At 74.7% G+C, this 26042-nt stretch carries 21 protein-coding genes; 9 read left to right on the forward strand and 12 right to left on the reverse strand.

Annotated elements, in window-relative coordinates; all coding sequences use genetic code 11:
* Nucleotides 1-62: 62 nt before the first annotated feature.
* Complete coding sequence (locus ACRB68_RS10140) at nt 63-2120, forward strand: AAA family ATPase (protein WP_153531834.1); 2058 nt, start codon at nt 63-65, stop codon at nt 2118-2120.
* On the opposite strand, the gene ACRB68_RS10145 is transcribed toward ACRB68_RS10140, so the two are convergent.
* Genes ACRB68_RS10145 through ACRB68_RS10155 form a run of 3 tightly spaced genes read right to left on the reverse strand, consistent with a single transcriptional unit; the run spans nt 2121 to nt 3735 of the window.
* Nucleotides 2121-2543 (reverse strand): adenylyltransferase/cytidyltransferase family protein, encoded by a 423-nt coding sequence (locus ACRB68_RS10145; protein ID WP_328593990.1) that lies wholly within the window; start codon nt 2541-2543, stop codon nt 2121-2123.
* Nucleotides 2540-3319: a CDP-alcohol phosphatidyltransferase family protein gene (locus ACRB68_RS10150; RefSeq protein ID WP_153531835.1), complete on the reverse strand. Its 780-nt coding sequence runs from the start codon at nt 3317-3319 to the stop codon at nt 2540-2542. Before ACRB68_RS10150 ends, ACRB68_RS10145 begins: the two co-directional genes overlap by 4 nt.
* Nucleotides 3316-3735: an adenylyltransferase/cytidyltransferase family protein gene (locus ACRB68_RS10155; protein ID WP_153531836.1), complete on the reverse strand. Its 420-nt coding sequence runs from the start codon at nt 3733-3735 to the stop codon at nt 3316-3318. Before ACRB68_RS10155 ends, ACRB68_RS10150 begins: the two co-directional genes overlap by 4 nt.
* Before the next feature lie 185 nt (nt 3736-3920).
* Here ACRB68_RS10155 and ACRB68_RS10160 point away from each other — a divergent pair, with 185 nt between their 5' ends.
* The 3 genes from ACRB68_RS10160 to ACRB68_RS10170 all read left to right on the forward strand — a co-directional run bounded on the left by ACRB68_RS10160 (nt 3921) and on the right by ACRB68_RS10170 (nt 7277).
* The gene (locus ACRB68_RS10160; protein ID WP_328593991.1) at nt 3921-4664 is read left to right on the forward strand and encodes a class I SAM-dependent methyltransferase; all 744 of its coding nucleotides are present in this window, start codon (nt 3921-3923) and stop codon (nt 4662-4664) included.
* Nucleotides 4665-4812: 148 nt separating this feature from the next.
* Nucleotides 4813-6282, forward strand: a complete 1470-nt coding sequence (gene cysC, locus ACRB68_RS10165; RefSeq protein ID WP_407924282.1) for an adenylyl-sulfate kinase — start codon at nt 4813-4815, stop codon at nt 6280-6282.
* Between the two features lie 80 nt (nt 6283-6362).
* Nucleotides 6363-7277 carry a sulfite exporter TauE/SafE family protein gene (locus ACRB68_RS10170; protein WP_235958811.1) on the forward strand — a complete coding sequence of 305 codons (915 nt, stop codon included), beginning with the start codon at nt 6363-6365 and terminating at the stop codon, nt 7275-7277.
* Here the strand turns inward: ACRB68_RS10170 and ACRB68_RS10175 are convergent.
* The 3 genes from ACRB68_RS10175 to ACRB68_RS10185 are packed head-to-tail and all read right to left on the reverse strand — an operon-like array spanning nt 7274 to nt 10919.
* Nucleotides 7274-8551 (reverse strand): hypothetical protein, encoded by a 1278-nt coding sequence (locus ACRB68_RS10175; protein ID WP_153531838.1) that lies wholly within the window; start codon nt 8549-8551, stop codon nt 7274-7276. The two genes, ACRB68_RS10170 and ACRB68_RS10175, sit on opposite strands and share 4 nt — an antisense overlap.
* Nucleotides 8548-9786, reverse strand: a complete 1239-nt coding sequence (locus ACRB68_RS10180; protein ID WP_153531839.1) for a GumC domain-containing protein — start codon at nt 9784-9786, stop codon at nt 8548-8550. Before ACRB68_RS10180 ends, ACRB68_RS10175 begins: the two co-directional genes overlap by 4 nt.
* A complete protein-coding gene (locus ACRB68_RS10185) occupies nt 9783-10919 on the reverse strand; it encodes a glycosyltransferase family 4 protein (RefSeq protein WP_328593992.1) in 1137 nt (378 codons plus the stop codon). The genes ACRB68_RS10180 and ACRB68_RS10185 overlap by 4 nt, the downstream gene beginning before the upstream one ends.
* Before the next feature lie 233 nt (nt 10920-11152).
* Between ACRB68_RS10185 and ACRB68_RS10190 the strand changes: the two genes are divergently transcribed.
* Entirely contained in the window at nt 11153-12262 is a 1110-nt protein-coding gene (locus ACRB68_RS10190; protein ID WP_207709622.1) for a DUF1972 domain-containing protein, read from the forward strand.
* 58 nt (nt 12263-12320) lie between these two features.
* Here the strand turns inward: ACRB68_RS10190 and ACRB68_RS10195 are convergent, their stop codons facing one another.
* Nucleotides 12321-14009, reverse strand: a complete 1689-nt coding sequence (locus tag ACRB68_RS10195; protein WP_153531841.1) for a PQQ-binding-like beta-propeller repeat protein — start codon at nt 14007-14009, stop codon at nt 12321-12323.
* A gap of 231 nt (nt 14010-14240) precedes the next feature.
* On the reverse strand, nt 14241-17471 hold the full coding sequence (locus ACRB68_RS10200) for a LamG-like jellyroll fold domain-containing protein (RefSeq protein ID WP_153531842.1): 3231 nt from the start codon (nt 17469-17471) through the stop codon (nt 14241-14243).
* A gap of 200 nt (nt 17472-17671) precedes the next feature.
* On the opposite strand from ACRB68_RS10200, the gene ACRB68_RS10205 reads away from it, so the two are divergent.
* The 3 genes from ACRB68_RS10205 (at nt 17672) to ACRB68_RS10215 (ending at nt 21343) form a co-directional block, all read left to right on the forward strand.
* Complete coding sequence (locus tag ACRB68_RS10205) at nt 17672-18211, forward strand: hypothetical protein (protein ID WP_153531843.1); 540 nt, start codon at nt 17672-17674, stop codon at nt 18209-18211.
* A 61-nt stretch (nt 18212-18272) separates the two neighbouring features.
* A complete protein-coding gene (locus ACRB68_RS10210) occupies nt 18273-19988 on the forward strand; it encodes a right-handed parallel beta-helix repeat-containing protein (protein ID WP_153531844.1) in 1716 nt (571 codons plus the stop codon).
* A 29-nt stretch (nt 19989-20017) separates the two neighbouring features.
* Nucleotides 20018-21343 carry an O-antigen ligase family protein gene (locus ACRB68_RS10215; protein ID WP_153531845.1) on the forward strand — a complete coding sequence of 442 codons (1326 nt, stop codon included), beginning with the start codon at nt 20018-20020 and terminating at the stop codon, nt 21341-21343.
* Here the strand turns inward: ACRB68_RS10215 and ACRB68_RS10220 are convergent.
* Nucleotides 21290-22264: a hypothetical protein gene (locus ACRB68_RS10220; protein ID WP_153531846.1), complete on the reverse strand. Its 975-nt coding sequence runs from the start codon at nt 22262-22264 to the stop codon at nt 21290-21292. The genes ACRB68_RS10215 and ACRB68_RS10220 overlap by 54 nt on opposite strands.
* A 95-nt stretch (nt 22265-22359) precedes the next feature.
* Here ACRB68_RS10220 and ACRB68_RS10225 point away from each other — a divergent pair, with 95 nt between their 5' ends.
* The gene (locus tag ACRB68_RS10225; protein WP_328593993.1) at nt 22360-22953 is read left to right on the forward strand and encodes a dTDP-4-dehydrorhamnose 3,5-epimerase family protein; all 594 of its coding nucleotides are present in this window, start codon (nt 22360-22362) and stop codon (nt 22951-22953) included.
* Here the strand turns inward: ACRB68_RS10225 and rfbD are convergent.
* The 3 genes from rfbD to ACRB68_RS10240 form a co-directional block, all read right to left on the reverse strand.
* Nucleotides 22943-23761 (reverse strand): dTDP-4-dehydrorhamnose reductase, encoded by an 819-nt coding sequence (gene rfbD, locus ACRB68_RS10230; protein WP_153531848.1) that lies wholly within the window; start codon nt 23759-23761, stop codon nt 22943-22945. The two genes, ACRB68_RS10225 and rfbD, sit on opposite strands and share 11 nt — an antisense overlap.
* Before the next feature lie 199 nt (nt 23762-23960).
* Entirely contained in the window at nt 23961-24944 is a 984-nt protein-coding gene (rfbB, locus tag ACRB68_RS10235) for a dTDP-glucose 4,6-dehydratase (protein ID WP_153531849.1), read from the reverse strand.
* Nucleotides 24941-26008: a glucose-1-phosphate thymidylyltransferase gene (locus ACRB68_RS10240; RefSeq protein ID WP_328593994.1), complete on the reverse strand. Its 1068-nt coding sequence runs from the start codon at nt 26006-26008 to the stop codon at nt 24941-24943. The genes rfbB and ACRB68_RS10240 overlap by 4 nt, the downstream gene beginning before the upstream one ends.
* Nucleotides 26009-26042 lie beyond the last annotated feature (34 nt).

Raw genomic sequence — 26042 nt, forward strand, 5'->3', positions numbered from 1 at the left:
GCGCCGGTTTTCCGTACCGGCGCGCATCCGGAGGCCGCCTTTTCCTGCGTAGGGTCCCTTGCATGGGGGTCGTTCTCGAGGAGACCATCGCCGATCGTCTGCGCGCCGCCCGCCGCCGCCGCTTCGCCGGGCGCACCGAGGAACTGGAGCTGTTCCGCACCGCCGTCACCTCCGCCGAGCCGCCGTTCACCGTCCTGTTCGTGCACGGGCCCGGCGGTGTCGGCAAGTCCGCGCTGCTGGACGCGTTCGCGGCCGTCGCCGAGGAGGCCGGGGCCGCCGTGACGGTGCTGGACGGCCGCACCGTCGCCCCGGCGCCGCACGTGGTCCGCGCTGTGGTTCCGGCGCCCCGGCCCGCCGGGGGCGGCGCCCGCCGCGTCCTGCTCCTGGACACCTACGAGCGGCTCATGCCGATCGACGACTGGATCCGCGACGCCTTCGTCCCGGACCTGCCCGCCGGGACCGTCGTCGTGCTGGCCGGCCGGGAGGCGCCCGGCCCGGGCTGGACCGCCGACCCCGGCTGGCGGGAACTGCTGCGCGTGCTGCCGCTGCGCAACCTCGCCCCCGATGACGGCGCCGCCTACCTGCGCGCCGAGGGCGTCCCCGCCGCCCTGCACCAGCGCGTCCTCGCGGCCACGCACGGGCATCCGCTGGCGCTGGCGCTGCTCACCGACGTCCTCGCCCAGCGGCCCGGCGCCGCGCCGGCCCGGATCGACCTGACCGACACGCCCGACGTCGTCCGCCGGCTGCTGGACCGCTTCCTGGAGGAGGTCCCCACCGAGTGGCACCGCCGCGCGCTGGAGGTCTGCGCCCACGCCATGATCACCACCCAGGACCTGCTGCGCGACGCCCTCGGCGACCTGCCCGAGGGGGCGCCGGACGCCGCCACGCTGTTCGGGTGGATGCGCCGGCTGTCGTTCGTCTCGGCGTGCCCCGGCGGGCTGTACCCGCACGACGTCGCCCGCGACGTCCTGGACGCCGACCTGCGCTGGCGGGACCGGTCCTGCTACCTGCGCGTGCACCGGCGGATCCGCCGGCACCTGCTGGACCGCGTCTTCGGTCCCGGCGGGCCGGCGCAGCGGCAGGCCATCACGGAGCTGACGTTCCTGCAGCGCGTCAACCCGGTCGTCCGCTCCTACCTGGCCTGGACGTGCCTCGGCACGCACCGCCCCGGCGCGCTGCGGCCCGGCGACCACGCCGCGATCCGCGCCATGACCGAACGGCACGAGGGCCCGGCCTCCGCCGCGATCGCCGCGTACTGGCTGGACCGCGCCCCCGCCGGCTTCGTCGTGGTGCGCGGCCCCGCGGACGAGCCCCTCGGGTTCGGGCTGCAGCTGCGGCTGGACACCCTCACCGCCGCCGACCGGGCCGCCGACCCCGGCGCCGCCGCGCTGTGGGAGCACGTCCACCGCGACGGCCCGCCCGCCCCGGGCGACGCGGTGATCGCGTCCCGGTTCGCGATGGACGCCGAGCACTACCAGCGGCCCTCGGCGACGTTCAACGTCCTGCTCGTGGCGTTCATGCAGCGCCGCATCGCCGAACCCCGCCTGGCCGGGGACCTGCTCGCCGCCTATCCCGACGACGGCGACCTCGCCGGGTTCTTCCGCTACGGCGGCTACCACCGCGCCGAGGACGCCGACTTCACCGTCGGGGGGCGCCGCAACCACGTCTTCGCCTACGACCACCGGGGCGGCGGCATCGGCGCCTGGCTGGAGCGCCTCGCCGAGCGCGAGCTGGGGTACGAGCCCGCGCAGCCGCCGCCCATGCCCGTCCCGGCGCGGACGCTGTCGCGCGCCGAGTTCACCGCCGCCGTCCGCCGCGCCCTGCGCGACCTGCACGATCCCGGCGCGCTGGCGCGCAGCCCGCTGGCCGGGTCCCGGCTCGCCGCGGGCGGCGACCTGGCCGGGACGCTGCGGGCGGCGGCGGACGCACTGCGCGCCGACCCCCGCGGCGAGCGGCGGCACCGGGCGGTGGACCGCACCTACCTGCGGCCCGCGCCGACCCAGGAGCGGGCGGCCGAGCTGCTGGGCCTGCCGTTCAGCACCTACCGGCGCCATCTCACCGAGGGCGTCCGGCGGATCGCCGACACGCTGTGGCGGTGGGAGCTGGACGGGCGGCCGTGACTAGGTGATCAGCTTGCGCAGGGCGGTGCTGGAGGTGTGCACCGTGTAGGGGAAGTAGACCACCCGGACGCCGACCGCGCCGAGGTCGCGCTCCAGCCGGTCCCCCTTCGCGGTGCCCTTCCAGTCGTCGCCCTTGAACAGGACGTCGAAGCCGAGCCGCTCCCACATCACCAGCTTGTCGCTGGAGGTGTCGGTGACGACCTCGTCCACGCACGCCATGCCGCCCACGATCGCCATCCGCTCGGCGTGCGGGACGATCGGGGCGCGGCCCTTGGCCAGCTCGAGCACCTCGTCGGTGACCACACCGGCGATCAGGTGGTCGCAGCCCTGCCGGGCCCGCCGCAGGATGTTCAGGTGCCCGATGTGGAACATGTCGTAGGCGCCGGGCACGTAGCCGACGACGCCGGTGCGCGGCCGCGTCACCGCTGGTACCGGGGTTCGGGACCCGTGGCGCCGGCAGGTGCGGCGGGCCGGTCCAGGGCGGCGACCTCGCGGAACCACTTGACCGCGGCGGCCATCAGGAACAGCAGGTTCCCCGCGAAGATCAGCGCGTACAGCGGCAGGAACACCGCCTTGGCGCCGAGCAGCAGGAACGCCACGCAGAGCAGGCCGTAGTCGGTCGGGATCACCAGCAGCGAGCGCAGCGCGGACGGCGCGGCGGCGGGCGGGGCGGCCTCCCCGGTGGCGGCGCGGTGCGCGCGGGCCAGCAGGTCCTTCAGGATCATCCCGAAGAACATCACCGCCGCCACGACCGTGAAGCCGAGCGGGACCAGCAGGTAGCCGGCGTGCGCGACGTCGAAGAACCGGTAGAACGACACCAGCACCGCGCCGTGCAGCGCGGAGATCTTCAGGCTGTCGACCATGTGGTCCAGGAACTCGCCGGACTTGGAGCCGCCGCCGCGCAGCCGGGCGAGCTGCCCGTCGGCGGCGTCGAAGGCGTAGCCGACGACCAGCGCCAGGCAGACCGCGACGCCGAGCCACGGCGCCGGGTCGACCAGCGCGATCAGCGCGATGCCGGTGAAGGTGAACAGCGCGCTGATGCCGGTGACCTGGTTCGGGGTCAGGCCGGCCACATAGGACGCGGCGGCCAGCAGCCGGCCGAGCCTGCGGTTGACGAACCGGGAGTAGGCGGGGGCGCCCTTGGCGGTCTTCTGCGCGGAGTTCAGGCGGACGAGCGCGTCACGGAAGGAGGCGCTCATGCGACCGAGGACCGCCGTCCCGGGGTCGACAGGGCGGCGCGCAGGGCGGCGCTGCGGGTCCGCGGGACGCCGGTGAGCTCCTGCACCCGCACGCCGGTGCCGGCGAGATCGAACGCGAGGGGCTCGTCCTCGGCCCCGGTGTACAGGACGCGGAAGCCGAGGTCGGCGTGCACGGCGCGCAGGTCCGCGGCGGTGAGCGGCACGACGTCCGCGACGTACCGGCAGTTCCCGACGATCTCCATGCGCTCGATCAGCGGCACGACGGGCGGGGCTCCGCGCAGGGCCTCGGCCAGCTCGTCGGAGCAGACCCCGGCGACCAGCCGGCCGCAGTCCGCGGCGGCGCGGCGCAGCACGTCGAGATGCCCGACGTGAAAGAGGTCGAACACACCGGGCGCGAAGCCGACGACCCCGTCCATAAGTCCCCCTCAGCGCGAATCAGACGTACGTTAGCAGCTCTTTACCTGGCTCTTGTCACGGTTGTGAGCATGTGCCGCCACCGGTTCCCACCCGGGCCCGGGACCCGGGTGCGCGCCGGCACAGGTCCGTCCAAGAAAAGGCAAATAGCGGACACTGCGGAGCCGGGCGATTACGCTGCGAGGTTGTGACCGAACTGCGTACCTCGCCGGTCAGCGACGGCGATCTGTTCTCCGAACGCGCCCGCCGATACGCCCTGCAAAAGCCCCTGTCCCCCGTCCACGTGCTGGAGGCCGGCTGCGGGTGGGGGCAGGGGCTGGACCTCGGCACCCTCGACCACCGCAGCACCGGCGTCGACATGGACACCCCCGCGCTGCGCGCGCACACCGCCTCCCGCGCGGACCTGGAGACCTGGCATCTGGGCGACCTGCGCACGGTGCCGATGCCGCCGCGCGCCTACGACGTGGTGCACGCCCCCTACCTGATCGACCGGGTCCCGCAGGCCGAGCTGGTGCTGGACCGGTTCGTCGCCGCGCTGAGGCCGGGCGGGCTGCTGCTCCTGCGGCTGCGCGACCGCGGCTCCGCCTTCGGCCTGCTGGACCGCGGCATGCCGCCGTGGCTGCGGGACCGGCTGCTGACCGGGCTCGCGCCGCGCCGGCGCGGCGCGGCGCCCGGCCCGCCGCCGCCCGCCCTCTACGACGAGGTCGCCTCCCGGCAGGGCATCCGGTGGTACTGCGCGATGCGCGGGCTGGTCGTCGCCGAGGAGTACGTCTCGCGGGAGCGGCTGGCCGCGCTCGGGCCCGCGTCCGGCCCGGTCTCCCTGCTCTGCCGGGTGATGGCGGCGTGCAGCCGGGGCCGCCTCAGCGCCGGGCACAGCGAGGTGACGTTCGTCATCCGCAAGCCCGAGAGCCGCTTCGCCCGGGTGATCTGACCCGCCTGGAGGACGCGGCGGCGCGTCGGCTCGGTCACGTCCCGGCCCGGAGACGTGCACCGGCCCGCTCACCTCGGTATTTTTCTGCGGAAACCCCTATTGACCTGGATCGGCCCGGTGCGACCCCGGGCGGGATCGGAGAACCGCGGTGACCGCCGAAGCCGGCCTTCCCGACACGCTGCGCGACCTGCCCGTCTGGACCCCCGACGCGGTGGAACTGGCCGACCTGGAACTGCTGCTGGCGGGCGTCTACCGGCCGCTCACCGGCTTCCTCGGCGCGTTCGACACCGCGATGGTGACCGCCGGCGGGCGGCTCGCGGACGGCACCCCGTGGCCCGTTCCGGTCACCCTCACCGTGCCCGAGGAGCTGATCGCGCACCGGCGGCTGGTGCTGCAGGACCCCGAGGGCGTGCCGCTGGCGGTGCTGGCCATCACCGAGTCCTGGCAGGACCCGACGACGCGGGCGTGGCGGCTGGCCGGGCCCGTCGAGGCGCTGCGCGCGCCCGCGCACGGACCGTTCCACCGGCTGCGCCGCCGCCCCGACGAGGTCGCGCGGGCCGAGGGCCCGGTGCTGGCCGTCGCCACCCGCGAGCCGCTGCACCGCAAGCAGCTCGGCCAGCTCCGCCAGGTCGCCGAGCGGCTCGGCGCGCACGTGCTGGTGCTGCCGCTGCTCGGCGGCGAGCACGACGAGGCCCTGGTGCGGGCGCTGCTGGGGGTCCGCAAGGAGCTGCCCGAGGGCGCCGAGATCGTCCCGGTGCCGCTGCCGCCGCGCGCGGACGCCTCCCGCGACGTGCTGCTGCGCGCGCACGTCGCCGCCGCCTACGGCGCGACCTGCCTGCTGGCCGAGCAGGAGGCCGAGGGCTCCCCGATCCCGGTGGTGGTGCCCGAGCCGTGGGGCTACGACGCCGACGTGGAGGTGTGGCGGCCGGTCGCGCGCATCGACCCCGACCACGTCCAGGCCGAGCTGACGCCGGCGCAGCTGAACGACCTGCTGGACCGGGGCGCGCCGGTCCCGGACTGGTTCACCCCGCCCGCCGTCGCCGCCGAGCTGGCCGTCGCCCGGCCGCCCAAGCTGTCGCGCGGCGTCACGGTGTTCTTCACCGGCCTGTCGGGGTCGGGCAAGTCGACCGTCGCGCGCGGCCTCGCCGACGCGCTGGTCGAGCGCGGCGGCCGCACCGTCACGCTGCTGGACGGCGACGTGGTGCGGCGGCTGCTGTCGGCCGGGCTGACGTTCTCCAAGGCCGACCGCGACCTCAACATCCGGCGCATCGGCTACGTCGCCGCCGAGGTCACCCGGCACGGCGGGGTGGCGATCTGCGCGCCGATCGCGCCGTACGCGGCGACCCGCGCCGAGGTGCGGCGGATGGTGCAGGCGGCCGGCGACTTCGTCCTGGTGCACGTGGCGACGCCGCTGGAGGAGTGCGAGCGGCGCGACCGCAAGGGCCTGTACGCCAAGGCGCGGGCCGGGCAGATCCCCGAGTTCACCGGCATCTCCGACCCCTACGAGGCGCCCGACGACGCCGACCTGGTGCTGGACACCTCGCTGATGGGCCCGGACGAGGCCGTCCGGCGGGTGCTGGACCTGCTGGTCACCGGCGGCTGGGTGCGGCCCGAGTAGCCGCCCCGGGGGTTCCGCCCGCCGGGACGTCCCCTTACCCTGGCAGTCGGTTTTTCCTATATGCCTGGTAGGTCATGGCGATGCACTTCGATTGGACGATGGCGCTCGGCTCCTTCCTGGTCGCCATCATCGTCGGGCTCACCGGCATGGGCGGCGGCGCGCTGATGACGCCCATGCTGGTCGCGTTCTTCGGCGTCAGCCCGCTCACCGCGGTCTCCAGCGACCTGGTCGCGGCGGCCGTGATGAAGCCGGTCGGCAGCGCCGTGCACTACCGGCAGGGCACGATCAACATGCGGCTGGTGGCGTGGCTGTGCGCCGGGTCGGTGCCCGCCGCGTTCTGCGGCGTACTGGTCGCCAAGGCCCTCGGCGACGGCGCGGGCGTGCAGGACTTCGTCCAGCGCGCGCTCGGCGCCGCGCTGCTGCTCGCCGCCGGCGGCCTGGTGCTGCGCGGCTACCAGGCGCTGAAGGGCCGCGGCCCGAAGGACGACGACGGGCCCGCCCCCGAGATCGAGATCCGCAAGGTGCCGACCGTGCTGGTCGGCGCGCTCGGCGGCCTGGTCGTCGGCATCACCTCGGTCGGCTCCGGCTCCCTGATCATCGTGGCGCTGCTCGCGCTGTACCCGTCGCTGCAGGCCAAGCAGCTGGTCGGCACCGACCTGCTGCAGGCGGTGCCGCTGGTGCTGTCGGCCGCGCTCGGCCACCTGCTGTTCGGCGACTTCAAGCTGGAGGTCACCCTCGCGCTGCTGGCCGGGTCGATCCCGGGCGTCTACCTCGGTTCGCGGATCTCCTCGCGGGCGCCCGGCGCCCTCATCCGGCGGGTGCTGGTGGTGGTGCTGGTCGCCTCGGCGCTGAAGATGTTCGGCGTGCCCGCGGTGCCGCTCGCCTGGATCCTGGTCGCGATCGTCTCCGCCTCGACGGGCGCGTGGCTGGTGCTGCGCCGCCGCGCCGCGTCCGCCGCCGCGCCCGCGGAGAAGCCCCGCGCGCCGATCGGCTAGCCGACCAGCTGCTCGTCCGGCGCGGGCGGGACGGGCTGCCGGGGCGGGTCGCCCTTGCGCAGCATCCGCCACAGCAGCGCCGCCGAGACCAGGCCGCCCGCGCCCAGGCAGTACGGCGCGGCGGCGGCGCGGCCGGAGTCGGCCGCGAGCAGCGCGGCCAGCACGACCAGGCCGGTGCCCGCCTCCACGGCGCGGATGGTGAAGACCGTCCGGGACCGCTTGCGGGCGGTGGCCAGGCTCGCCAGCGGCAGCGTGCAGGCGAAGCAGACCGCGTACAGGCCCCAGCCGGCGAGCGCGACCTCGTCGACGGCGAACGAGCCGCCGGTCACCAGCGGGCCGAGCCAGTCGACCAGCAGGACGCCGCCGAGGCTGAGCACCAGCGCGATCCCCGCCATCAGCCCGCACGCGCGCACCGCCTGGGCCGCGCGCATCGGCCGGCCCGCCTGCTCGGCCTTGGCGAAGTCGCCGAGCAGGAACCACCCCGCGCCGTTGACGAACGTCAGCGCGGGCGCGAGCAGCAGCCGCGCGGCCTCCACCCCGGCCAGCGCGGCGGTGGACGCGAACGCGGCGATCATGACGCGGGCGAGCAGCAGCGCGGTCGGCCGGATGCCGGCCTGCACCGACCGCCACCCCGCGAACGCGGCGATCTCCCGGAAGGCGGTGCCGCGCAGCGGCGCCGGCGCGTACTCGGCGGCGGGCAGCCGCAGCCGGGCGAGCACGATCGACACCGCGCAGCCCGTGCACATCGCGGCGAGCAGCAGCTCCACCGAGGCCGCCGTCCCGGCGCCGAGCGCGGCGCCGAGGGCGGCCAGCGTGACCACCAGGTAGCAGGCGTCGTTGGCGGTCAGCCGCCAGAACTCCATCCGGGCGGTGAAGACGCGGCGGCCGGTCTCGTTCAGCAGCCAGAGCGCCACCAGCAGCGCGAACAGGGCGGTGCCGGCCGCGCCCGCGACGCCCATGGCCAGCGACACCACCGCGCCGACGGCCGCGCCGAGCACGACCGTCGCGGCGACCGACCAGATGAGCGCGCCGCGGATCCGCGGTTCGAACCGGTCGAAGACGGTCAGGGTGTCGCCCACCCACGAGGTCTGCACCGAGGTGATCATGACGAGCACGGCGAACAGCAGCGCGTAGGCGCCGTACCCGGCGGCGCCGAGGCTGCGCGCGGCGAGCGCCTGCACGAGCAGGCTGCCGCCGGCGGTGACGAACTGGACGGTGACGGCGCCGCCCGCCGACGACAGCAGCCGGCCGAGCCGCCCCCCGGCGGGGCTCACTTGTCCAGGTCGTAGCGGATCAGCGCGGCGGGGTCGTCCTTCGCGGCGCCCCTTTCGCGGCCGGCTTTTCCCTCGCCCTTCTTGCTTTCGGCGATGCGGCCCGTCAGGTCCTCGGCGGTCTGGGTCGGGTCGCCGCCGCCGTCGGGCACGGCGCGGTCCGGCACGGCGCGGCCGGGCACGGGGCGCTCGGGCCGCTCGGGGCGGTCCTCGGTCCACAGCGCGATCGGCAGATCGCTGTTGGCCTGCGCGTCGCGGCCGTCCGCGGACGGCCTGGCGTGCGCGCCCTTGCCCCTGCCGGCCCGGCCGCCGGGGGCCGCGCCGTTGCCGTTGAACGCCCCGCCGTTCAGCCGCGGCCCGCTGATCGCGGGGGCGGCGGGCACGGGAGGCGCGGCCGGGAGGGCCGGCGAGGGCATCATGGGCTGCGCGGCGGGCATGGCCGGCGCGCCGCCGCGTCCCGACCGGGCCGCGGCGCGCAGGAACGAGATGACGCAGGCCAGGATCAGGCCGATGGCGAAGCCGATCGCGGCGTTCTGCGGGAGCTTGCTGCCCGAGCCGTCCGCGGCGTCGGCGGTGTCGACGAACTGCACGCCGTCGTTGGCGTTGGAGCGGGCCGACAGCACCCCGCTCTCCTGGGTCTGGATCTTGGTGAGGTTCGCGGCGAGCAGCCGGTGGGCGCGGCTGCCCGGCTGCGTCGCGGCCATCTCCTCGGTGATCTTCTTCTCCGTCGCCTGCATGTTCTTCAGCTGCTTGTCCAGCCGGGCGACGTCGGAGGAGACGGTGACCTCCTGGTAGGCCTGCACCACCGAGTTGGCGATCAGCGCCGCCTCCGCGCCGCTGCCGCCGGTGCCGGTGACCAGCACCACGCCGCCGTCGGGCTTGCTGGAGGTCTTGACCCGGCCGCGCAGCGCCTCGCCCGACAGCGCCGGGCCGCGCCGGCTCTTGACGATCTCGGCGGCGCGGGCCAGCACCGGCGCGGACCCGGCGAACGCGGCGCGCTGCGCGGTGTAGGTCGTGTAGCCCTGGGCCGACACCACGCCCTTGCGCAGCACGTTGTTGTTGTTGGTGGGGTCGGTCACCGCGAACCGCGCGGTGGCGCTGACCGAGCTGAACAGCAGCTGCGTCGCCGCGACCGCGGCCAGCACGCTGGCCAGCACGATCAGCAGCGACATCAGCCGGTAGCGCCAGACGGCCTCGACGAGGCTGATCTCGGGGGTGGCGGGGGTCTGAGCGGTCATCGCGTCCTCGTGGGGGCGTGGGTCAGGCCGGCGACGGCGTCGCGCAGCTCGCGGTGGTAGCGGTCCTTGCCGAACCGCCGGGCGGCGTCCTGGCGGGCGTGTCGGGCCATGGCGAGGGCCCGGTCCCAGTCGTCCAGCAGGCGGGCGATGCCGTCGGCGAGGGCGGCCGGGTCGTCCGGCGCGACCAGCACGCCGTTCACCCCGTCCTCGACGATCTCGACCAGGCCCTGCGCGGCCGCCGCGACGACCGGCCGCCCGGCGAGCATGGCCTCCACCGCGACGTTACCGAACGGTTCGACCCGGGACGGCACGATCGCGATGTCGGCCTCGGCGAACGAGGCGCCCACCGAGGCGCGGAAGCCGGCGAACTCCACCGACTCGTCCGCCGCCGCGCGCAGCTCCTCCTCGAACCACTCGTAGCCGGGGAAGACGGCGCCGACCAGCGTCAGCCGGACGTCGTGCCCGCGCTCGCGCAGCAGCCGGACGGCCCGCACCGCCACGTCGGAGCCCTTGCGCGGCGACAGCCGGCCGACCAGCACGATCCGCGCGGGCGGCGCCGGCTTCCCGCGCGGCTCGGTGAACTCCCCGGGCGCCTCGACCCCGTTGTAGATGATCCTGCTGCCGCGTCCGGCGGACCCGAGCGCGGCGGCGCTGGCGCGGCTGTTCACCACGACCGTCCGGGCGAGGCGGAGCGGCAGCGACAGCGCCGCCTTGACCGGCCCCGGCACGCCGTCCTCGGCCTCGTGCACGTGGCAGAGGGCGGGCACCCGCGCCAGCCGCGCCGCGACCAGCCACAGCGGGATCGTGACGGTGTTCACGTACAGGGCGGCGGCCTTCTCCCGGCGCAGCAGCGCGCGGGCCGCCGGCAGGGCCTTCAGCGCGGCGGCGGCGAGCCGCACCAGCCCGAACGGCGTCAGGTACGCCTTGCGCAGCACGGGCACCGGGAGGATCACCACCTCCGCGCCGGCCTCTCGCAGCGCCGGCGCCAGCGGGCCGTCCTCGGGCAGGGTGACCAGCACCCGCCGCTCGGGGACCAGCGCCCGCACCGACTCGATGAGCATCCGGTCGGACCCGTACAGATCGGGCGACGGGTGCGCCAGCACCACGACGGCCCGCGCGTCTCCCTCGCCCACCGAACCCACCTCCGAGTAATCCCGCCCCCTGCGTAACGCAAAACCAGGTTAATGCCGCGCCGGTGACGCCCGTCCAGGCCGTTCCCCCGAACGACCCGTCCCGGACACTCCGTCGTCGGCAACCAGCCGCACGACCCCGACGGCGACGCTAACCTGTGCGAATTGTCAGCACGGCACAAGTGAAGCGTCAAAAGGGGTCAGCGGTGCGCATCGCCATGGTAGGGACTCGCGGGGTGCCCGCGCGCTACGGCGGTTTCGAGACCGCGGTGGAGGAGATCGGCCGCCGGCTCGTCGCCGCCGGCCACGAGGTGACCGTCTACTGCCGCGGCGAGCGGCACGGCGACGAGTACCTCGGGATGCGGCTGGTGTACCTGCCCGCCATCGAGAAGAAGGTCGCCGAGACCCTCAGCCACACCGGCTTCTCGGTGCTGCACGCGTTCCGCGAGAAGATCGGCCGCGACGGCGCCGACGTCGCCCTGGTGTTCAACGCCGCCAACGCCCCGCTGCTGCCGGTCCTGCGCACGCTGCGCATCCCGGTCGCCACCCACGTGGACGGCCTGGAGTGGAAGCGCACCAAGTGGAGCGGCGCCGGGCAGCGCTACTACCGCGCCGCCGAGGCCCTCGCGGTGCGCTGGTCCGACGCGCTGATCGCCGACGCGCGCGGCATCCAGGACTACTACCGGGAGCGGTTCGGCGCCGAGTCGGTGTTCATCGCCTACGGCGCGCCGATCCTGGAGCGCCCCGACGTCGCCAAGCTCACCGAGGCCGGCTACGCGCCCGGCGAGTACCACCTGGTCGTGGCCCGGTTCGAACCGGAGAACCACGTCCACCTGGCGATCGAGGGGTACCGGCGCAGCAGCGCGACCCGCCCGCTGGTGGTGGTGGGGTCGGCGCCCTACGCCGACGAGTACACCGCGCGGCTGAAAGCACTGGCGGGCGACGACCCGCGCATCACCTTCCTCGGCGGCGTGTGGGACCAGGACCTGCTGGACTCCCTGTACGCCGGCGCCCTGTCCTACGTGCACGGCCACTCGGTGGGCGGCACCAACCCGTCGCTGCTGCGCGCGATGGGCGCGGGCGCGCCGGTGCTGGCCTACGACGTCAACTTCAACCGCGAGGTGCTCGGCGAGGACGCGGGCCGCTTCTTCGGCGACGCCGCGTCGCTGGCCGCCGAGATCGAGGCGGCCGAGGCCGACCCGGGCCGCGCCGCCGACCGGGGCGCCGCGGCCCGCAAGCGCGCCGCCGAACGCTACGTGTGGGACGACGTCGCGGCCGCCTACGAGCGCCTCTGCGCGGACCTGGCGGCACGGCGCCTCACCCGCAAGGCGCTCCGCCGCCGCTGAGAAGCGAGAACGCGCCCCGGGCCGCGAGGCCCGGGGCGCGTTCGTCAAAGGTGCCTGATCAGGGGCGGACCGCGTTGGACACGGGGCTGGTGACGACGTTCCCGTCGGCGTCCTTCACCCGGATCCGGTAGGCGTGGGCGCCCGCCGGCGGGGTCGTGTCGGTGAAGCTGAGCGAGGGCAGGTTCCAGAACGACGACTTCTGGGTGACCTTGCCGATCGGCGTGGTGCCCGCGTCGCGCAGCACCTCGTAGGTCAGCGAGGCGTTGTCCATGTCCCAGGTGGCCTTCCAGGACACCTTGATCTTGCGGGACATGAACTGCCTGGCCGCGGTCGGCGCCGCGATCGCCTCCGGCTGGCGCTTGGCCGCCGTCGTGCCCTTCACCGCGAAGCGGACCAGGCCCTGCTGGGCCTTGCCGTTGACCTTGGGGAACTCACCGCCCATCGCGATGTAGCCGCCGTTGCCGGTGACCGTCCAGGCGGCCTGGGCGGCACCGGTCACCACGACCGTGCCCGGCGTCGCGTCCACGAGCTTGGCCGCGGCGGGGGTCAGCGACGGGTACCAGTGCAGCTGCGTCGGGATCGGCTGCCTGCTGTAGTTGCTGTTCGACCCGGGCGGGGCCTGGTCGGTGCCGGTCGCGTAGGTGGTCTCGGCGAGCGCGCGGTGCCAGGTCTGCTTCGGGTACGTCTCGGGGAAGGTGCCCACCGAGGAGCAGTCGTGCGCGTGCGAGACGCTGTAGAGCGCCTTGTCCTTCACGTAGACGCCGTAGGTCGCGCCGTAGCAGTTGTCCAGCCACACCAGGTCGCCGGTCGCGGCCTTGGCGGCGAACCGGCCGTCGAACCAGTGCCCGCCGTCGCCGTTGGCCGCCCCGTACACCACGTCACCGGAGACGGTCAGGTCGGTGACGTAGGAGCCGGCCTCCTTGCTGATCCGCGTCGGGATCGGGCGGCTGCTCCAGGGGGCCAGCGCGCCGGTGGTCGCGTCGACCGCGCCGACGCCGACCTTGGGGGTGGCGTTCAGCTGCTGGAACTTGCCGCCGATGATGACCCGGGTGCCGCCGGGCGCGATGGCCAGGGCGTACACCTCGTCGTCGTTGGCGGTCGGCTTCCAGGTGTCGACGTTGGTGCCGTCGGCCGCCTTCACCGCCGCCAGGCGGGTCCGGGACTTGCCGTTGACGTTGAAGAAGTTGCCGCCGAAGTAGACGGTGCTGTTCGTCGCGGCGATGCCGCGGATCTTGTTGGACACCTTCGGCGCGAAGTTCGGCACCAGGGCGCCGGTGGCGGTGTCGAACGCGGCCAGCCTGCTGCGCGGCTTGCCGTCCACCGTGGTGAACTCGCCGCCGACGTAGACCCGCTTGCCGTCCGGCGAGGCCACCACGCGCAGCCCCTGGCCGTCCAGCGTGTGGTCGAACGAGGTGATCAGGTTGCCGGTGGTGAGGTTGAAGGCGAGCAGGTTCTTGCGCGCGACCTCCTTGGCGTCCCCGATCTTGGTGCCCGGCGGGCGGGCCTTGGTGAAGTTGCCCGTCGCGTAGACGGTGTTGCCGACGGTGGCCATGCTCCACACGACGCCGTTGACCTGCCACGTCGGCAGCGCGTCGGCGGTGACGGTGGCGGGTGTGCCGGCCGGCGGGGCGGTGTCGGCCCCGGCGGACGCGAGCGGCATGACGAGGGCGCCGGCGAGCGAGACGGCCGCCGCGGCCGCCAGGCCCGCGCGTCGTCCGGCACGGCGCTGAAGAACGTGAGCTCGCACGAGTAGATCCCCTGCCCAAATGCCCCGGGCGGCCCCATCGGCCACTCCGGTCAAGAGATGCTAATGCATAAGATCCATCGCAAACCCGGGAACAGTACCTCTTAACCCGTTAAACAGGGTCTCTTACCCTGAATCGCCCGCCATTCGCCGCTGGAATTCCCGCCCGCCGCAACGCACGCGCCCCGGCGGCCTGGAGGGCCGCCGGGGCGCGTGGTGGATGGCCGGAGGTGGTCAGCCGGCGACGCGGGTCGCCTTCACGTCGTCGACCGTGACCGTGACCGGGACGCCGGTGGCGTTGCCCGCCAGGTAGGTGCGCACGCCGACGCTCCCCTCGGTCTGCAGGCCCGCGGTGGAGTCGGTGGCGGTGGCCTGCCAGCCGGCGGGTTCGGTGCCCGTCCACGCCTTGGCCTTCAGCGTGGTCGGCGCAGCCCCCGCGACCTGGACCCGCAGGTTCAGCGGCGTGCCCGGCGTGTAGGCGACGCCGTCCAGGGTCTGCTCGGGGGCGATCGCCGTCTCGGCGCCGGCGGCGTCGAAGCGGCTGAGCTGGAGCGCGACCTTGCCCGCGGGCAGCAGGCGGACGCGGGCGCGGTACTCGCCCGCGCCGCTCACCCGGCGGCCCGCCGCCCACACGTAGACGCCGTTGCCGGTGCCCTCCTTGTCGGTGGCGACCTGGAAGGCCAGGTCGGCGTCGGGGGCCGCGACGGAGTTGAGGTAGGCGCCCGCGCCGTCCTTGGCGGCGGCGAGGGCGATCCGCCCGGCGCCGCCGGCGACCGACAGGGCGCCCGCCGTGCCGGTGGCGGTCCAGGCGCCGCCGGTCGGGGCGGTGCCGAAGCCCGCGGAGACCGCGCGGTCGAACCCGTCGACGGCCAGGGTCGGGGACGTGGCCCGCACGGTGCGGACCGTCTGCGCCGTGGCGCCCCGGTCGTCGGTCACCGTGAGCCGCACCTGGTAGGTGCCGGCCTCGGTGTAGGCGTGGGCCGGCTTGGCGCCCGTACCGGTCCTCCCGTCGCCGAAGTCCCAGGCGTAGGACGCGACGGTGCCGTCGGCGTCGGCCGAGGCGGCGGCGTCGAAGGCGCAGTCGAGCCGGTCGCAGGACGCGGTGAACGCCGCGACCGGCGCCTTGTTCGCGGCGACGGCGCCGGTGCCGACGCCGCGGTGCCGGGCGATCTGCGCGGCGGTCAGCGCCTTCGGGTAGACCGCGACCTCGTCGATCGTGCCGTTCAGGTAGGCGCTGGTGGGCGCGGACGGCCAGCCGGTGAGGGTGTCGCCGCCGACCCGCCAGTAGCCCTTGTAGTGCAGCCCCGCCTTCACCGCGGTGTTCGCGGCGGCCTGCTTGCCGTCGACGTAGAGCTTCATCCCGGAGCCGTCGAGGGTGCCGGCGACGTGGTGCCACTGGCCGTTGTTCAGGCCGGTGGCGCTCTGCACCGCGGTCTTGACGCCGCCGGGCGCGGCGCCGAACACCACGCGGCCGTCGTTGGTCAGGTACAGGTGCCGGTCGGCGGTGCCGCTGGCGGTGGTGTTCTTGTCGCCGAACCCGACGATCTTGCCGCCGGTCTTGGACGTCGTCTTCACCCACGCCTCGACGGTGAGGTTCGCCGGCGCGTACCCGGCCGGGCTCGCGGCGGTGCCCGCCGAGGTGCCGGCGAACGCGGTGGCGCGGTCGCCGTCGTTCTTGATCGCGCCGGTCTGGCCGCGGACGACGCCGGTGCCGAGGGCGAGGTCGGCCCCGCCCGCCTGGTCGCGGACGGCGCCGCTGCCCTCGCCGAGCCGCCACAGGCCGGAGGCGCCGTCCGCGGTGACCTCGGCGGCGTATCCGCCGGCACTGCCCGCGGCGGGCGCGGCGGCGTTGGACGCGGCGCTGGTGACGGCGTTCCCGAACGCGTCCCGCACCTTGACCTTGTAGGTGTGGCTGCCGGCCGCGGTGTCGAAGTAGGCGACGTCGGCCCGGTCCCAGAACGTCGACGCCCGGTCCAGGACCGCGATCGGCGTCGCGCCGCCGTCGCGGTACACCTCGTACTTCAGCTCGCGGTCGTCCATGTCCCAGGCGGGCTTCCACGCCACCCGCACCCGGCCCGGCAGCGCCGTCGCGACCGGCGTGCCGAGGTCCTGCGGCCCGGACCGGTTGGCGGCCTTGTCCCGCACGGCGAACCGGACGAGCCCCTGCTGCCCCTTGCCGTTCACGGACGGGAACTCGCCGCCCATGGCGACGTAGGCGTCGTTGCCGGTGATCGCCCAGGCGGCCTGCCCCTGCCCGGAGACTTCGCCGGGGGACAGCGTCGGGTACCAGTGCAGCAGCGACGGCGTCGGCTGCTGCCTGTAGTTGCCGCTGGTACCTGGCAGCGACCGGTCCACGCCGGTCGCCTCGGTGGTCTCTGCCAGGGCCCGGTGCCAGGTCTGCGGAGAGGTCTCGGTGAACGCGCCGAGCGAGGAGCAGTCGTGCGCGTGCGAGACGCTGTAGACGGCCTTGTCCTGGACGAACATCCCGTAGGTCGCGCCGTAGCAGTTGTCCAGCCACACCAGGTCGCCGGTCGCGGCCTTGGCGGCGAACCGGCCGTCGTACCAGTGCTGGCCCTCGCCGTTCGCCGACCCGTACACGGTGTCGCCGGAGACGACCAGGTCCGTCACCCACGAGGTGGCGGTCTTGGGGTCCTTGCGGGTCGGGACGGGCCGGCTGCTCCAGGGGGCGAGCGCGCCGGTGGCGGCGTCGACCGCGCCGACGCCGACCTTGGCGGTGCCGTTGAGCTGCTGGAACTTGCCGCCGATGACGACGCGGGCGCCGCCGGGCGCGAGCGCCATCGCCATGACCTCGTCGTCGGCGACCGGCTTCCAGGCGTCGACGTTGGCGCCGTCGGACGCGCGCACCGCGGTGAGGCGGGTCCGCGTCGCGCCGTTGGAGGCGAAGAAGTTGCCGCCGAGGTAGACGGTGTCGGCGGTCGCGGCGATCGCCATGACCTTGTTGGACAGCGACGGCTTGAAGGCGGGGTCCAGCGCCCCGGTGGCGGTGTCGAACGCCGCGACGCGGTTGCGGGTCTGCCCGTCGACGGCGGTGAACTCGCCGCCGACGTACACCCGCTTGCCGTCGGGGGACGCCACCACCCGCAGCCCCTGCCCGTTCAGCGTGTGCACGAACGAGGTGTCCAGCTCGCCGGTGACCAGGTCGAACGCCAGGATGTTGGTGCGGGCGACCTCGCGCGGGTCACCGGCCTTGGCGCCCGGCGGCCGGGCCTTGGTGAACCGGCCCGCCGCGTAGACGGTGGTGCCGACCGTGGCCATGCTCCACACCACGCCGTCGACCTGCCAGGTCGGCAGCGCGTCGGCGCTGACGGTCGGCGCGGTCCCCGCCGACGGGTCGGTGCCGGCCCCCGCCGGCACGGTGGACGCGCCGAGCAGCGCGGCGCCGGTGGTGATGGCGATGGTGGCGGTGACGACCGCGGCGAGATCACGCCGGCGGAGTCTGTACATGAGATCCCCCTGTCCCCTCGCCTCCCGATGTGTCACAGAGTCATCGGAAGGCCATGCGAGAGTAACGGATGCACCTTCGCCACATGGCCATATTCCGCGTCAGACGCCTCTAGACTGGCCGTTCACCGACCAAGCGAGGGGAAATCCGCATGCGTCACCAGGGTCCGTGTACGCCGCGGCATGTCGCCGCCGCCGGTGCCGTGCTCGCCCTGGCCTTGGCGCTGACCGGGTGCGGCGGAGGCGACAAGAAGAAGGCGGACGGCAAGACCGGACCGCCGCCGCCCGCCTCCACGCCGCAGCCGGAGTCGGAGGCGACCGCGGCGCCGGGCGCCACGTCGCTGAAGTCCTCTGGCGGGCTGCGCAAGCCCGTCACCTACGGCGACAAGATCAGCGTGTCGGTCGCCGGCATCCGCTACGTGCGCGACAAGGCCAAGGGGCCCGGCGAGATCACCGGGCAGCAGCTGACGATCTTCACGCTGCGCTTCAGCAACGGGTCCGGCGCGCCGCTGGACCTCAACAAGGTCCGCGTGGTGGCGCGGTACGGGCCGAAGAAGACGCAGGCCAGCCCCACCTCGTACGCGAACCTGAACGACTTCTACGGCACCGTCGCCGCGGGCGGGTCCAAGGCGGCCTCGTACGCGTTCGTGCTGCCGCCGGCCGGCTACAAGAACGTGGTGCTGGGCGTCTCGTTCGACGACAAGCACAAGACGGCCGTGTTCGCCGGTTCGCTGCGGCACTGACCGGACCGTTCCGTACGGGGTACTTTCGAGGTCCCGGTTCCCAGGGGGTGGGGGTCGCCTCATGTCGCACGGTTCGCGGCGGGCTCTGATCGTCAAGGCGCTGGCGCTGCCGGCGGCCGTCGGCGCCGGCGTGCTCGGCTGGCAGTTCCCCGGTGACGGGCCGCGGCCGCGGCCGGCCGCCGAGGCGTCCGCCGGGCCGGCGGGCGCCGAGGAGGTCGGCACCACCGGCTACGCGGTGCCGCGCGACGCGGTCGTGGTGTCCCCGCAGGGCGACGACGGCGCCGACGGCACGCTCGCCAGGCCGCTGCGGACGGTCGCCAAGGCCGTCGCCGCGGCCGGCGACAAGGGCACGGTCGTGCTGCGCGGCGGCGTCTACCACGAGACGGTGACGATCCCGGCGGGCAAGCGGCTGACGGTGCAGGCCTACCCGCGCGAGGCCGTCTGGTTCGACGGCAGCTCGCCCGTGCGGCGTTGGGCGGCCCGCGACGGCGCCTGGGAGTCCGACGGCTGGACGGCCCGGTTCGACGCCAGCCCCACCTACACCGCCGGCGCCAGGCCGAGCGCCGATCCCGAGTTCCAGTTCGTGTCGCCGCAGCATCCGATGGCGAGCCACCCCGACCAGCTGTGGGTCGACGGGGCGGCGCAGCGCCAGGTCGGTTCCCGCGCGGAGGTGAAGGGCGGCGCCTTCTACGTCGACGAGCAGGCCGGGCGGCTGGTCATGGGCTCGGACCCGCGCGGCCACGACGTGCGGGCGAGCACCCTCGGCGAGGCCGTCACCGTGCGCGGCGCCGGGTCGGTGCTGCGCGGGTTCGGGGTGCGCCGCTACGCCACCGCGCTCCCCCAGCTGGGCACGGTGAAGATCGCCGCGGCCGGGGTGGGCGTGGAGAACGTCGCGGTGACCGAGTCGGCGACGACCGGCCTCAGCGTGCTCGCCGGCGGCGCCCGGCTGACCAAGGTCACCGCGTCGCGCAACGGCCTGCTCGGCGTGCACGGCAACTACGCCGACGACCTGCGGCTGAGCGCGGTCCGCGCGGACGGCAACAACACCGAGCACTTCAAGTACGCGCCGGTCTCGGGCGGCGTGAAGATCACCCGGTCGCGGAAGGTGACGATCGAGCACAGCGTCGCCGCCGACAACTTCGGCAAGGGCTTCTGGCTGGACGAGTCGGTCCGCGACATCGCCCTGGTCGCCGACAAGGCCGTCCGCAACGCCGACCACGGCTTCGTGCTGGAGCTGAGCGCCAGGGCCGTGGTCGCCGGGAACGTCGCCCGCGGCAACGACGGCGCCGGCATGAAGGTCAACGACACCTCCGACGTGCAGATCTGGAACAACACCGTGGCCGGCAACGAGCGCGGGCTGTGGATCGTGCAGGACCGCCGGGTCAAGGGCGCGCCCGGCACGCCCGGCGGCGACCCGCGGTACAAGGGCGCCGATCCGGAGATGACCTGGCGCGCCGAGAAGGTCACCGTCGGGAACAACGTGTTCGGCGCGGGCCGTCCCGGCGCGCGGTGCGCCCTGTGCGTGGAGGACGCCACCGGCGGGGGCGCCGCCGGGATGGGGCTGGTCATCGACGGCAACGCCTATTCTGGGGGCCGGGGCACACCGATCCTGTGGGCGGGGCGGGGCGGTACGCCCACCGGCTACCCGGGCCCGGAGCGCTTCCGCGAGGGGACCGGGCAGGAGAGGAGCGGGCGCCCCCGGCCGCTGCCCGCCCCGATCGCCGCGCTCGTGAAGCGGCCTCCGGGCACCCTGCACCAGGGCGCCTGGATCTCCTGAGGCCCCCGCCCGAACCAACGGAGCCACGCATGACCTTCCCCCGCCCGGTGCTGATCCCGGGCCGGCGGCCGCCCGCGCCGTCCGCCGGGCTGTGGACGATGGCGCTGCCGCTCGCCCTGATGCTCGCCAGCGACTACAAGCTGCGCAGCCGCGAGGTGGACCAGGCCGTCGGCGGCAGCGCCGACCTGACCGTGCTGATGGAGATCGGCGTCTACGGGGCGGCGGCGCTGTTCCTGGTGTACCGGTTCGGGCTGCGGTCGCCCACCCGCAAGACGACGGGGCTGCTGTTCGCGGCGTGGACGTTCGCCGGGTACGTGGCGCTGTCGGCGGCCTGGTCGCCGTTCAAGTCGCTCGGCCTGGTCCGCGGCACCCAGCTGCTGATCACCATGCTGGTGGCGCAGCGGATCGCGTCCCGCGCCACCCCGGCCGACCTGCGGCGGCTCGCGCACGCGTTCATCGGCGTGGTGCTGGTGTCGGTCTGCGTCGGCGTCGCGCACCCGTTCCCGCGCACCAAGCACACCGAGGACCGCTTCAACTGGCTCTACGTGCACCCGGTGATCGCCGGCGTGTACCTGGGCGTCGCGCTGCTGCTGACCGTCGGCTACCTGGTCCGCTGGGGCGGCCCGCACGAGCGGCTCTGGCACCCCGCCGCCTACCTCGGCGCGCTGGCGGTGCTCGGCGGCGCGCTGGTCGCCACGGGCACCCGCGGCGCCGCGCTCGGCTGCGCCGCGGGGCTGGTGGTGCTGCTCGCCACCGCCCGCGGCACCAAGGGGCGGGTGGACGTGGTGGTGGTCGGCACGGCCGTCGCGGTGCTGGGCACGCTCGCCTTCGCCGACAAGATCATGGCGTTCGTGTCGCGCGGCGAGTCCGCCGAGAAGCTCGCCTCGCTGAACTCGCGGACCGAGCTGTGGTCGCTGGCGATGAAGGCCTACGCCGAGTCGCCGATCTTCGGCCGGGGGCTCGGCGCGTCCCGCGGCCTGTTCCTGGAGGACATCGGCCTCGGCGGCGGCCACAACGCGTTCGTCAACGCGCTGGTCGACCAGGGCGCGCTCGGCGCGGCGGTGCTGGCGGTGCTGCTGCTCACCCTCGCCATGGTGCTGCTGTTCATGACGCGGCACCGCACGCTGCGCGCCGACGCCGGGATGCTCCTCGGCATCTTGGCGTTCTTCCTGGTCGACGGCATGACGACCGAGGGCCTGGCCGCGCCCGCCAACGTGTCGGGCATCTGGCTGCTGGTCCTGGTGGGGTGGGCCGAGACGCTGCGCCGCCAGGGCGGCGACCCGGTGGCGGCCGGCGCGCCGTCAGCCGCCGTGGCGGCGCCCGTGCAGGTAGCTGACGCCGCCCAGCACGCCTAGCAGCACCAGCCCGGCGAGCGCGCCGGTGCCGAGCAGGCCGCCGGGCAGGCCGCTCCGCTCGGGCAGGTCGATCGGCTGCGGCTGCCGGTCGGCGAGCGGCACCGGCGCCGGCGCGGGCTCCTGGGGGTCCCGCGAGGCCTGCCTGGACGCCCCCGGCAGCGCGACCGCCCGCAGCCGCGGCCTGGCCCCCGCGTCGGCCACGAGCGCCCGGCGGCCGTCGGCGGTGACGCCGAACGCGGCGCCGGAGCCGGTGAAGCGCAGCACATGGGTGACGCGGTCGCGGACGCCGCCGAGGACCCGCACCGCGTCGGGGGTGCGCAGCACGAGCCGCCCGTCGGGGGTGAACGCGGCGCCCCGGACGGCGAACGGCAGCCGCCGCACCCGGGTCAGCCGGTTGTCGGCCTGCTGGCCGAGCGCGGCGGGCAGCGCGTAGACGCCCGCGGCGTTCGTGCCGCGGGTGATGAGGTAGACGCGGCCCTCGGCGGGGTCGGCGGCGAGCACGCCGCCGTTGTGCACGCCGTCGGGGAAGCGGACCTTGTAGGCCTTGACCGCCAGCTTCCCGCCGGCCAGGTTCGCGGGCTCGGCGGCGCGGTACAGCGTCACGGTGTCCTTGGCGCCCTCCAGGTCGCCGAACACCAGCGTCCCGCCGCCGCCGTCGCCCCTGGCGACGGCGAGGGCGCTCACCCGCGGCACCCCGGGGGCGGTGAAGGCGGCGGTGGTGCGGCCGTCGGCGCCGAGCGCGTACACCCTGCCCTTGCCGGGCTCGAAGGTCCACCACGCGTCGGCGTGCGCGGCGCCGGGCACCAGCGCGGCGGGGGACGCCAGCGCCGCGCGGAAGACGCCGGCGGGCACCGGGGTGCTGGTCGCGGCGGGATCGGGAGCGGCCATCGCGGGGGCCGCGGCCATCAGGGCGAAGGCCACGCCCTGCCCCAAGGCCGTGACGCCACACAGCCGACGACTGGCGACCATCTCCACGCGTTCCCCCTCCACTGCGAGCGTGTGGCATTCTTCCGCATGTGGAACCACTCGGCATCAATGGCGCACTTTTGTTCTCACCTCGTATCCATGGCGACGATCGAGGCTCGTTCCACGAATGGTTCCGCGCGGACCTGCTCCGCGAGCACACCGGCTACGACCTGAAGCTGGAGCAGGCCAACTGCTCGGTGTCGGCGCGCGGGGCGCTGCGCGGCGTGCACTTCGCCGACGTCCCGCCGGGCCAGGCCAAATACATCACCTGCCTGCGCGGCGCGCTGCTGGACGTCGTGGTCGACCTGCGCGTCGGCTCCCCCACGTTCGGCCGCTGGGAGGCCGTCCGGCTGGACGGGCAGAATCGCCGCTGCCTCTACATCGCCGAAGGGCTCGGGCACGCGTTCCTGGCGCTGGAGGACGACACCACCGTCGTCTACCTGTGCTCGGAGGGCTACAACCCCGGCCGCGAGCACGGCGTGCACCCGCTGGACCCCGACCTGGCCATCGCGTGGCCCGCCGGCATCGAGCCGGTCCTGTCGGACAAGGACGCCGCGGCGCCGTCGCTGGCGGACGCGCAGAAGTCCGGCCTGCTCCCCGACTACGAGGAGTGCCTGGACTTCTACGCCTCCCTCAGAGGCTGAGGCCCGGCCAGGCGGCGTGCAGGGCCTCGCGCCAGTCGCGCATCGGGGCCAGGCCCGCCGCCGCCCACCGGTCGTGCCCGAGGACGCTGAACGCCGGCCGCGGCGCCGGGCGCGGGAACTTCTCGCTGCTGGTCGGCCGCACCCGCTCGGGGTCGAGGCCGAGCAGCGCGAACACCTCGCGGGCCAGGCCGTACCAGGACGTCCGCCCGCCGTTGGTGCCGTGGTAGACGCCGGGCGGCGCGCCGGAGAGGCCGAGCGCGATGACCTGCTCGGCCAGGTCGCCGGTCCACGTCGGCTGGCCGAGCTGGTCGTCGACGACCTCGACGGTGTCGCGCTCGGCGGCCAGCCGCATCATCGTGCGGACGAAGTTCGGGCCGTGCGCGCCGTACAGCCACGCCGTGCGGACGATGTAGCCGTCCTTGGCGGCCAGCTCCCCGGCCAGCTTGGTGCGGCCGTAGGCGTTGACGGGCGCGACGGGCGCGTCCTCGGCGTACGGCTCGGTCGCGGTGCCGTCGAAGACGTAGTCGGTGGAGATCTGGACCAGGCGGGCGTCGCAGTCGGCGAGCGCCGCCACCGCCGTCCCGTTGACCGCCAGCGCGGCGTCCTCGTCGGCCTCGGCGTCGTCGACGGCCGTCCACGCGGCGCAGTTGACGATCACCTCGGGCCGGTGCCGCGCCAGCGCCTCGCGCACCGCGCCCGGGTCGAGCAGGTCCAGCTCGGCGCGGTCCAGCGCGACGACGTCCGCGCCGCGCGCGCGCAGCCGCCCCACCAGCTCGGTGCCGAGCATCCCCCCGGCCCCCGTCACCATCCAGGTCACTGTGCTCCCCGCTCGCCTACAGGGCGCCTTACGGCGCCGTCTTCCCTCGTCGCAAGCTCCTCAGTCCAGACGACGCCGCGCCCCTCCGGCTCGCACTGTGCTCCCCGCTCGCCTACAGGGCGCCTTACGGCGCCGTCTTCCCTCGTCGCAAGCTCCTCAGTCCAGACGACGCCGCGCCCCTCCGGCTCGCTCAACTGGCGTCCTCGGCGCGCTTCTTCAGCGGCTCCCACCAGGCGCGGTTGTCGGCGTACCAGCGGACCGTCTCGGCCAGGCCGTCCTCGAACGACACCCGCGGCGCGTAGCCGAGGGCGCGCAGCCTGGCGTCGTCCAGCGAGTAGCGGCGGTCGTGGCCCTTGCGGTCGGGCACCCGCTCCACCCGGTCCCAGCCGGCGCCGAGCGCGTCCAGCAGCCGCTGCGTCAGCTCCAGGTTCGTCAGCTCGGCGGTGCCGGCGATGTGGTAGACCGCGCCCGGCTCGCCGCGCTCGGCGACCAGCTGGATGCCGCGGCAGTGGTCGGCGGCGTGGATCCAGTCGCGGACGTTGCCGCCGTCGCCGTACAGCGGCACGGACCGCCCGTCCATCAGGTTGGTGGCGAACAGCGGGATGACCTTCTCGGGGAACTGGTACGGCCCGTAGTTGTTGCCGCAGCGGGTGATGCTGACCGGCAGCCCGTGGGTGCGCGCGTACGCCCGCGCGATCATGTCGCCGCCGGCCTTGGCGGCCGAGTAGGGCGAGTTCGGCGCGAGCGGCGCGTCCTCGTCCCACGACCCGGCGTCGATGCTGCCGTACACCTCGTCGGTGGACACCTGCACCACGCGCGGGGTGCCGGCGTCCAGGCACGCCTGCATGAGCGTCTGCACGCCGAGCACGTTGGTGCGCACGAATTCCCCGGCGCTGGCGATCGACCGGTCGACGTGCGACTCGGCGGCGAAGTTCAGCACCACGTCGTGGCCGGGCACCAGCTCCGCCAGCAGCGCGGCGTCGCAGATGTCGCCGCGCACGAACGTGAAGCCGCCCTCGGCGGGCTCCAGGTTGGCCAGGTTGCCGGCGTAGGTGAGCTTGTCCAGCACGGTGACCTCGGCGCCGGCGAACGCCGGGTAGGCGCCGGCGACCAGGTCGCGCACGTACTGCGATCCGATGAAACCGGCGCCGCCGGTGACCAGGACGCGGGTCATTTGCTGATCTGCACGGTGCTGTGGTCTCCCAGGACGAGGCGGTGGGCTTTGGGGACGCGGGGGGCGGGGGTGACGCGGGCCTCGCGGCCGATGAGCGAGACCTCGATGCGGCCGACGCCGTCGATGGAGGCGCCGCGCAGCACGATCGAGTACTCGATCTCGCTGTCGATGACCGCGCAGTCGCGGTCGATGGAGGTGAAGGGGCCGACGTAGGAGTCGCGGACGGTGCTGCCGGCGCCGACGATGGCGGGGCCGACGATGCGCGACCCGGTGACGGTCGCGCCCTCCTCGACGACCACCCGGCCGATCAGCTCGCTGGTCTCGTCCACCCGCCCCTGCACACAGGGTTCGACGCTCTCCAGCACCAGCCGGTTGACCTCCAGCATGTCGGTGACGTTGCCGGTGTCCTTCCAGTAGCCGGAGATGACGGTGGACTCCACCCGCAGCCCGTCGTCGATGAGGCCCTGGATCGCGTCGGTGATCTCCAGCTCGTCGCGCCAGGACGGCTTCAGCCGCGCGACGGCCTCGTGCACCGCGGCGCTGAAGATGTAGACGCCGACCAGCGCCAGGTCGCTCTTGGGCTCGGCCGGCTTCTCCTCCAGGCCGACGACGCGGCCGGCGGCGTCGAGCTCGGCGACGCCGAACGCGCGCGGGTCCGACACGCGGGTGAGCATGATCTGCGCCTGCGGCCGCTCGGCGCGGAACCGCCCGACCAGGTCGCTGATGCCGCCGACGATGAAGTTGTCGCCCAGGTACATGACGAAGTCGTCGCCGCCGAGGAAGTCGCGGGCGATGAGGACGGCGTGCGCGAGGCCGCGGGGGGCGTCCTGCGGCAGGTAGGTGACCTGCAGGCCGAACGCCGAGCCGTCGCCGACGGCGCCCTGGATCTCGGCGGCGGTGTCGCCGACGACGATGCCGACCTCGGTGATGCCGGCGTCGCGGATGGCCTCCAGGCCGTAGAACAGCACCGGCTTGTTGGCGACCGGGACGAGCTGCTTGGCCGAGGTGTGGGTGATCGGGCGCAGCCGGGATCCGGCGCCGCCCGCCAGCACGAGCGCCTTCACGCGGCGGTCCGGGGAGGCGGTCCCGGCGGGACGG

The sequence above is a fragment of the Actinomadura macrotermitis genome, from assembly GCF_009604375.1.
GTDB classification, from domain to species: Bacteria; Actinomycetota; Actinomycetes; order Streptosporangiales; family Streptosporangiaceae; genus Spirillospora; species Spirillospora macrotermitis.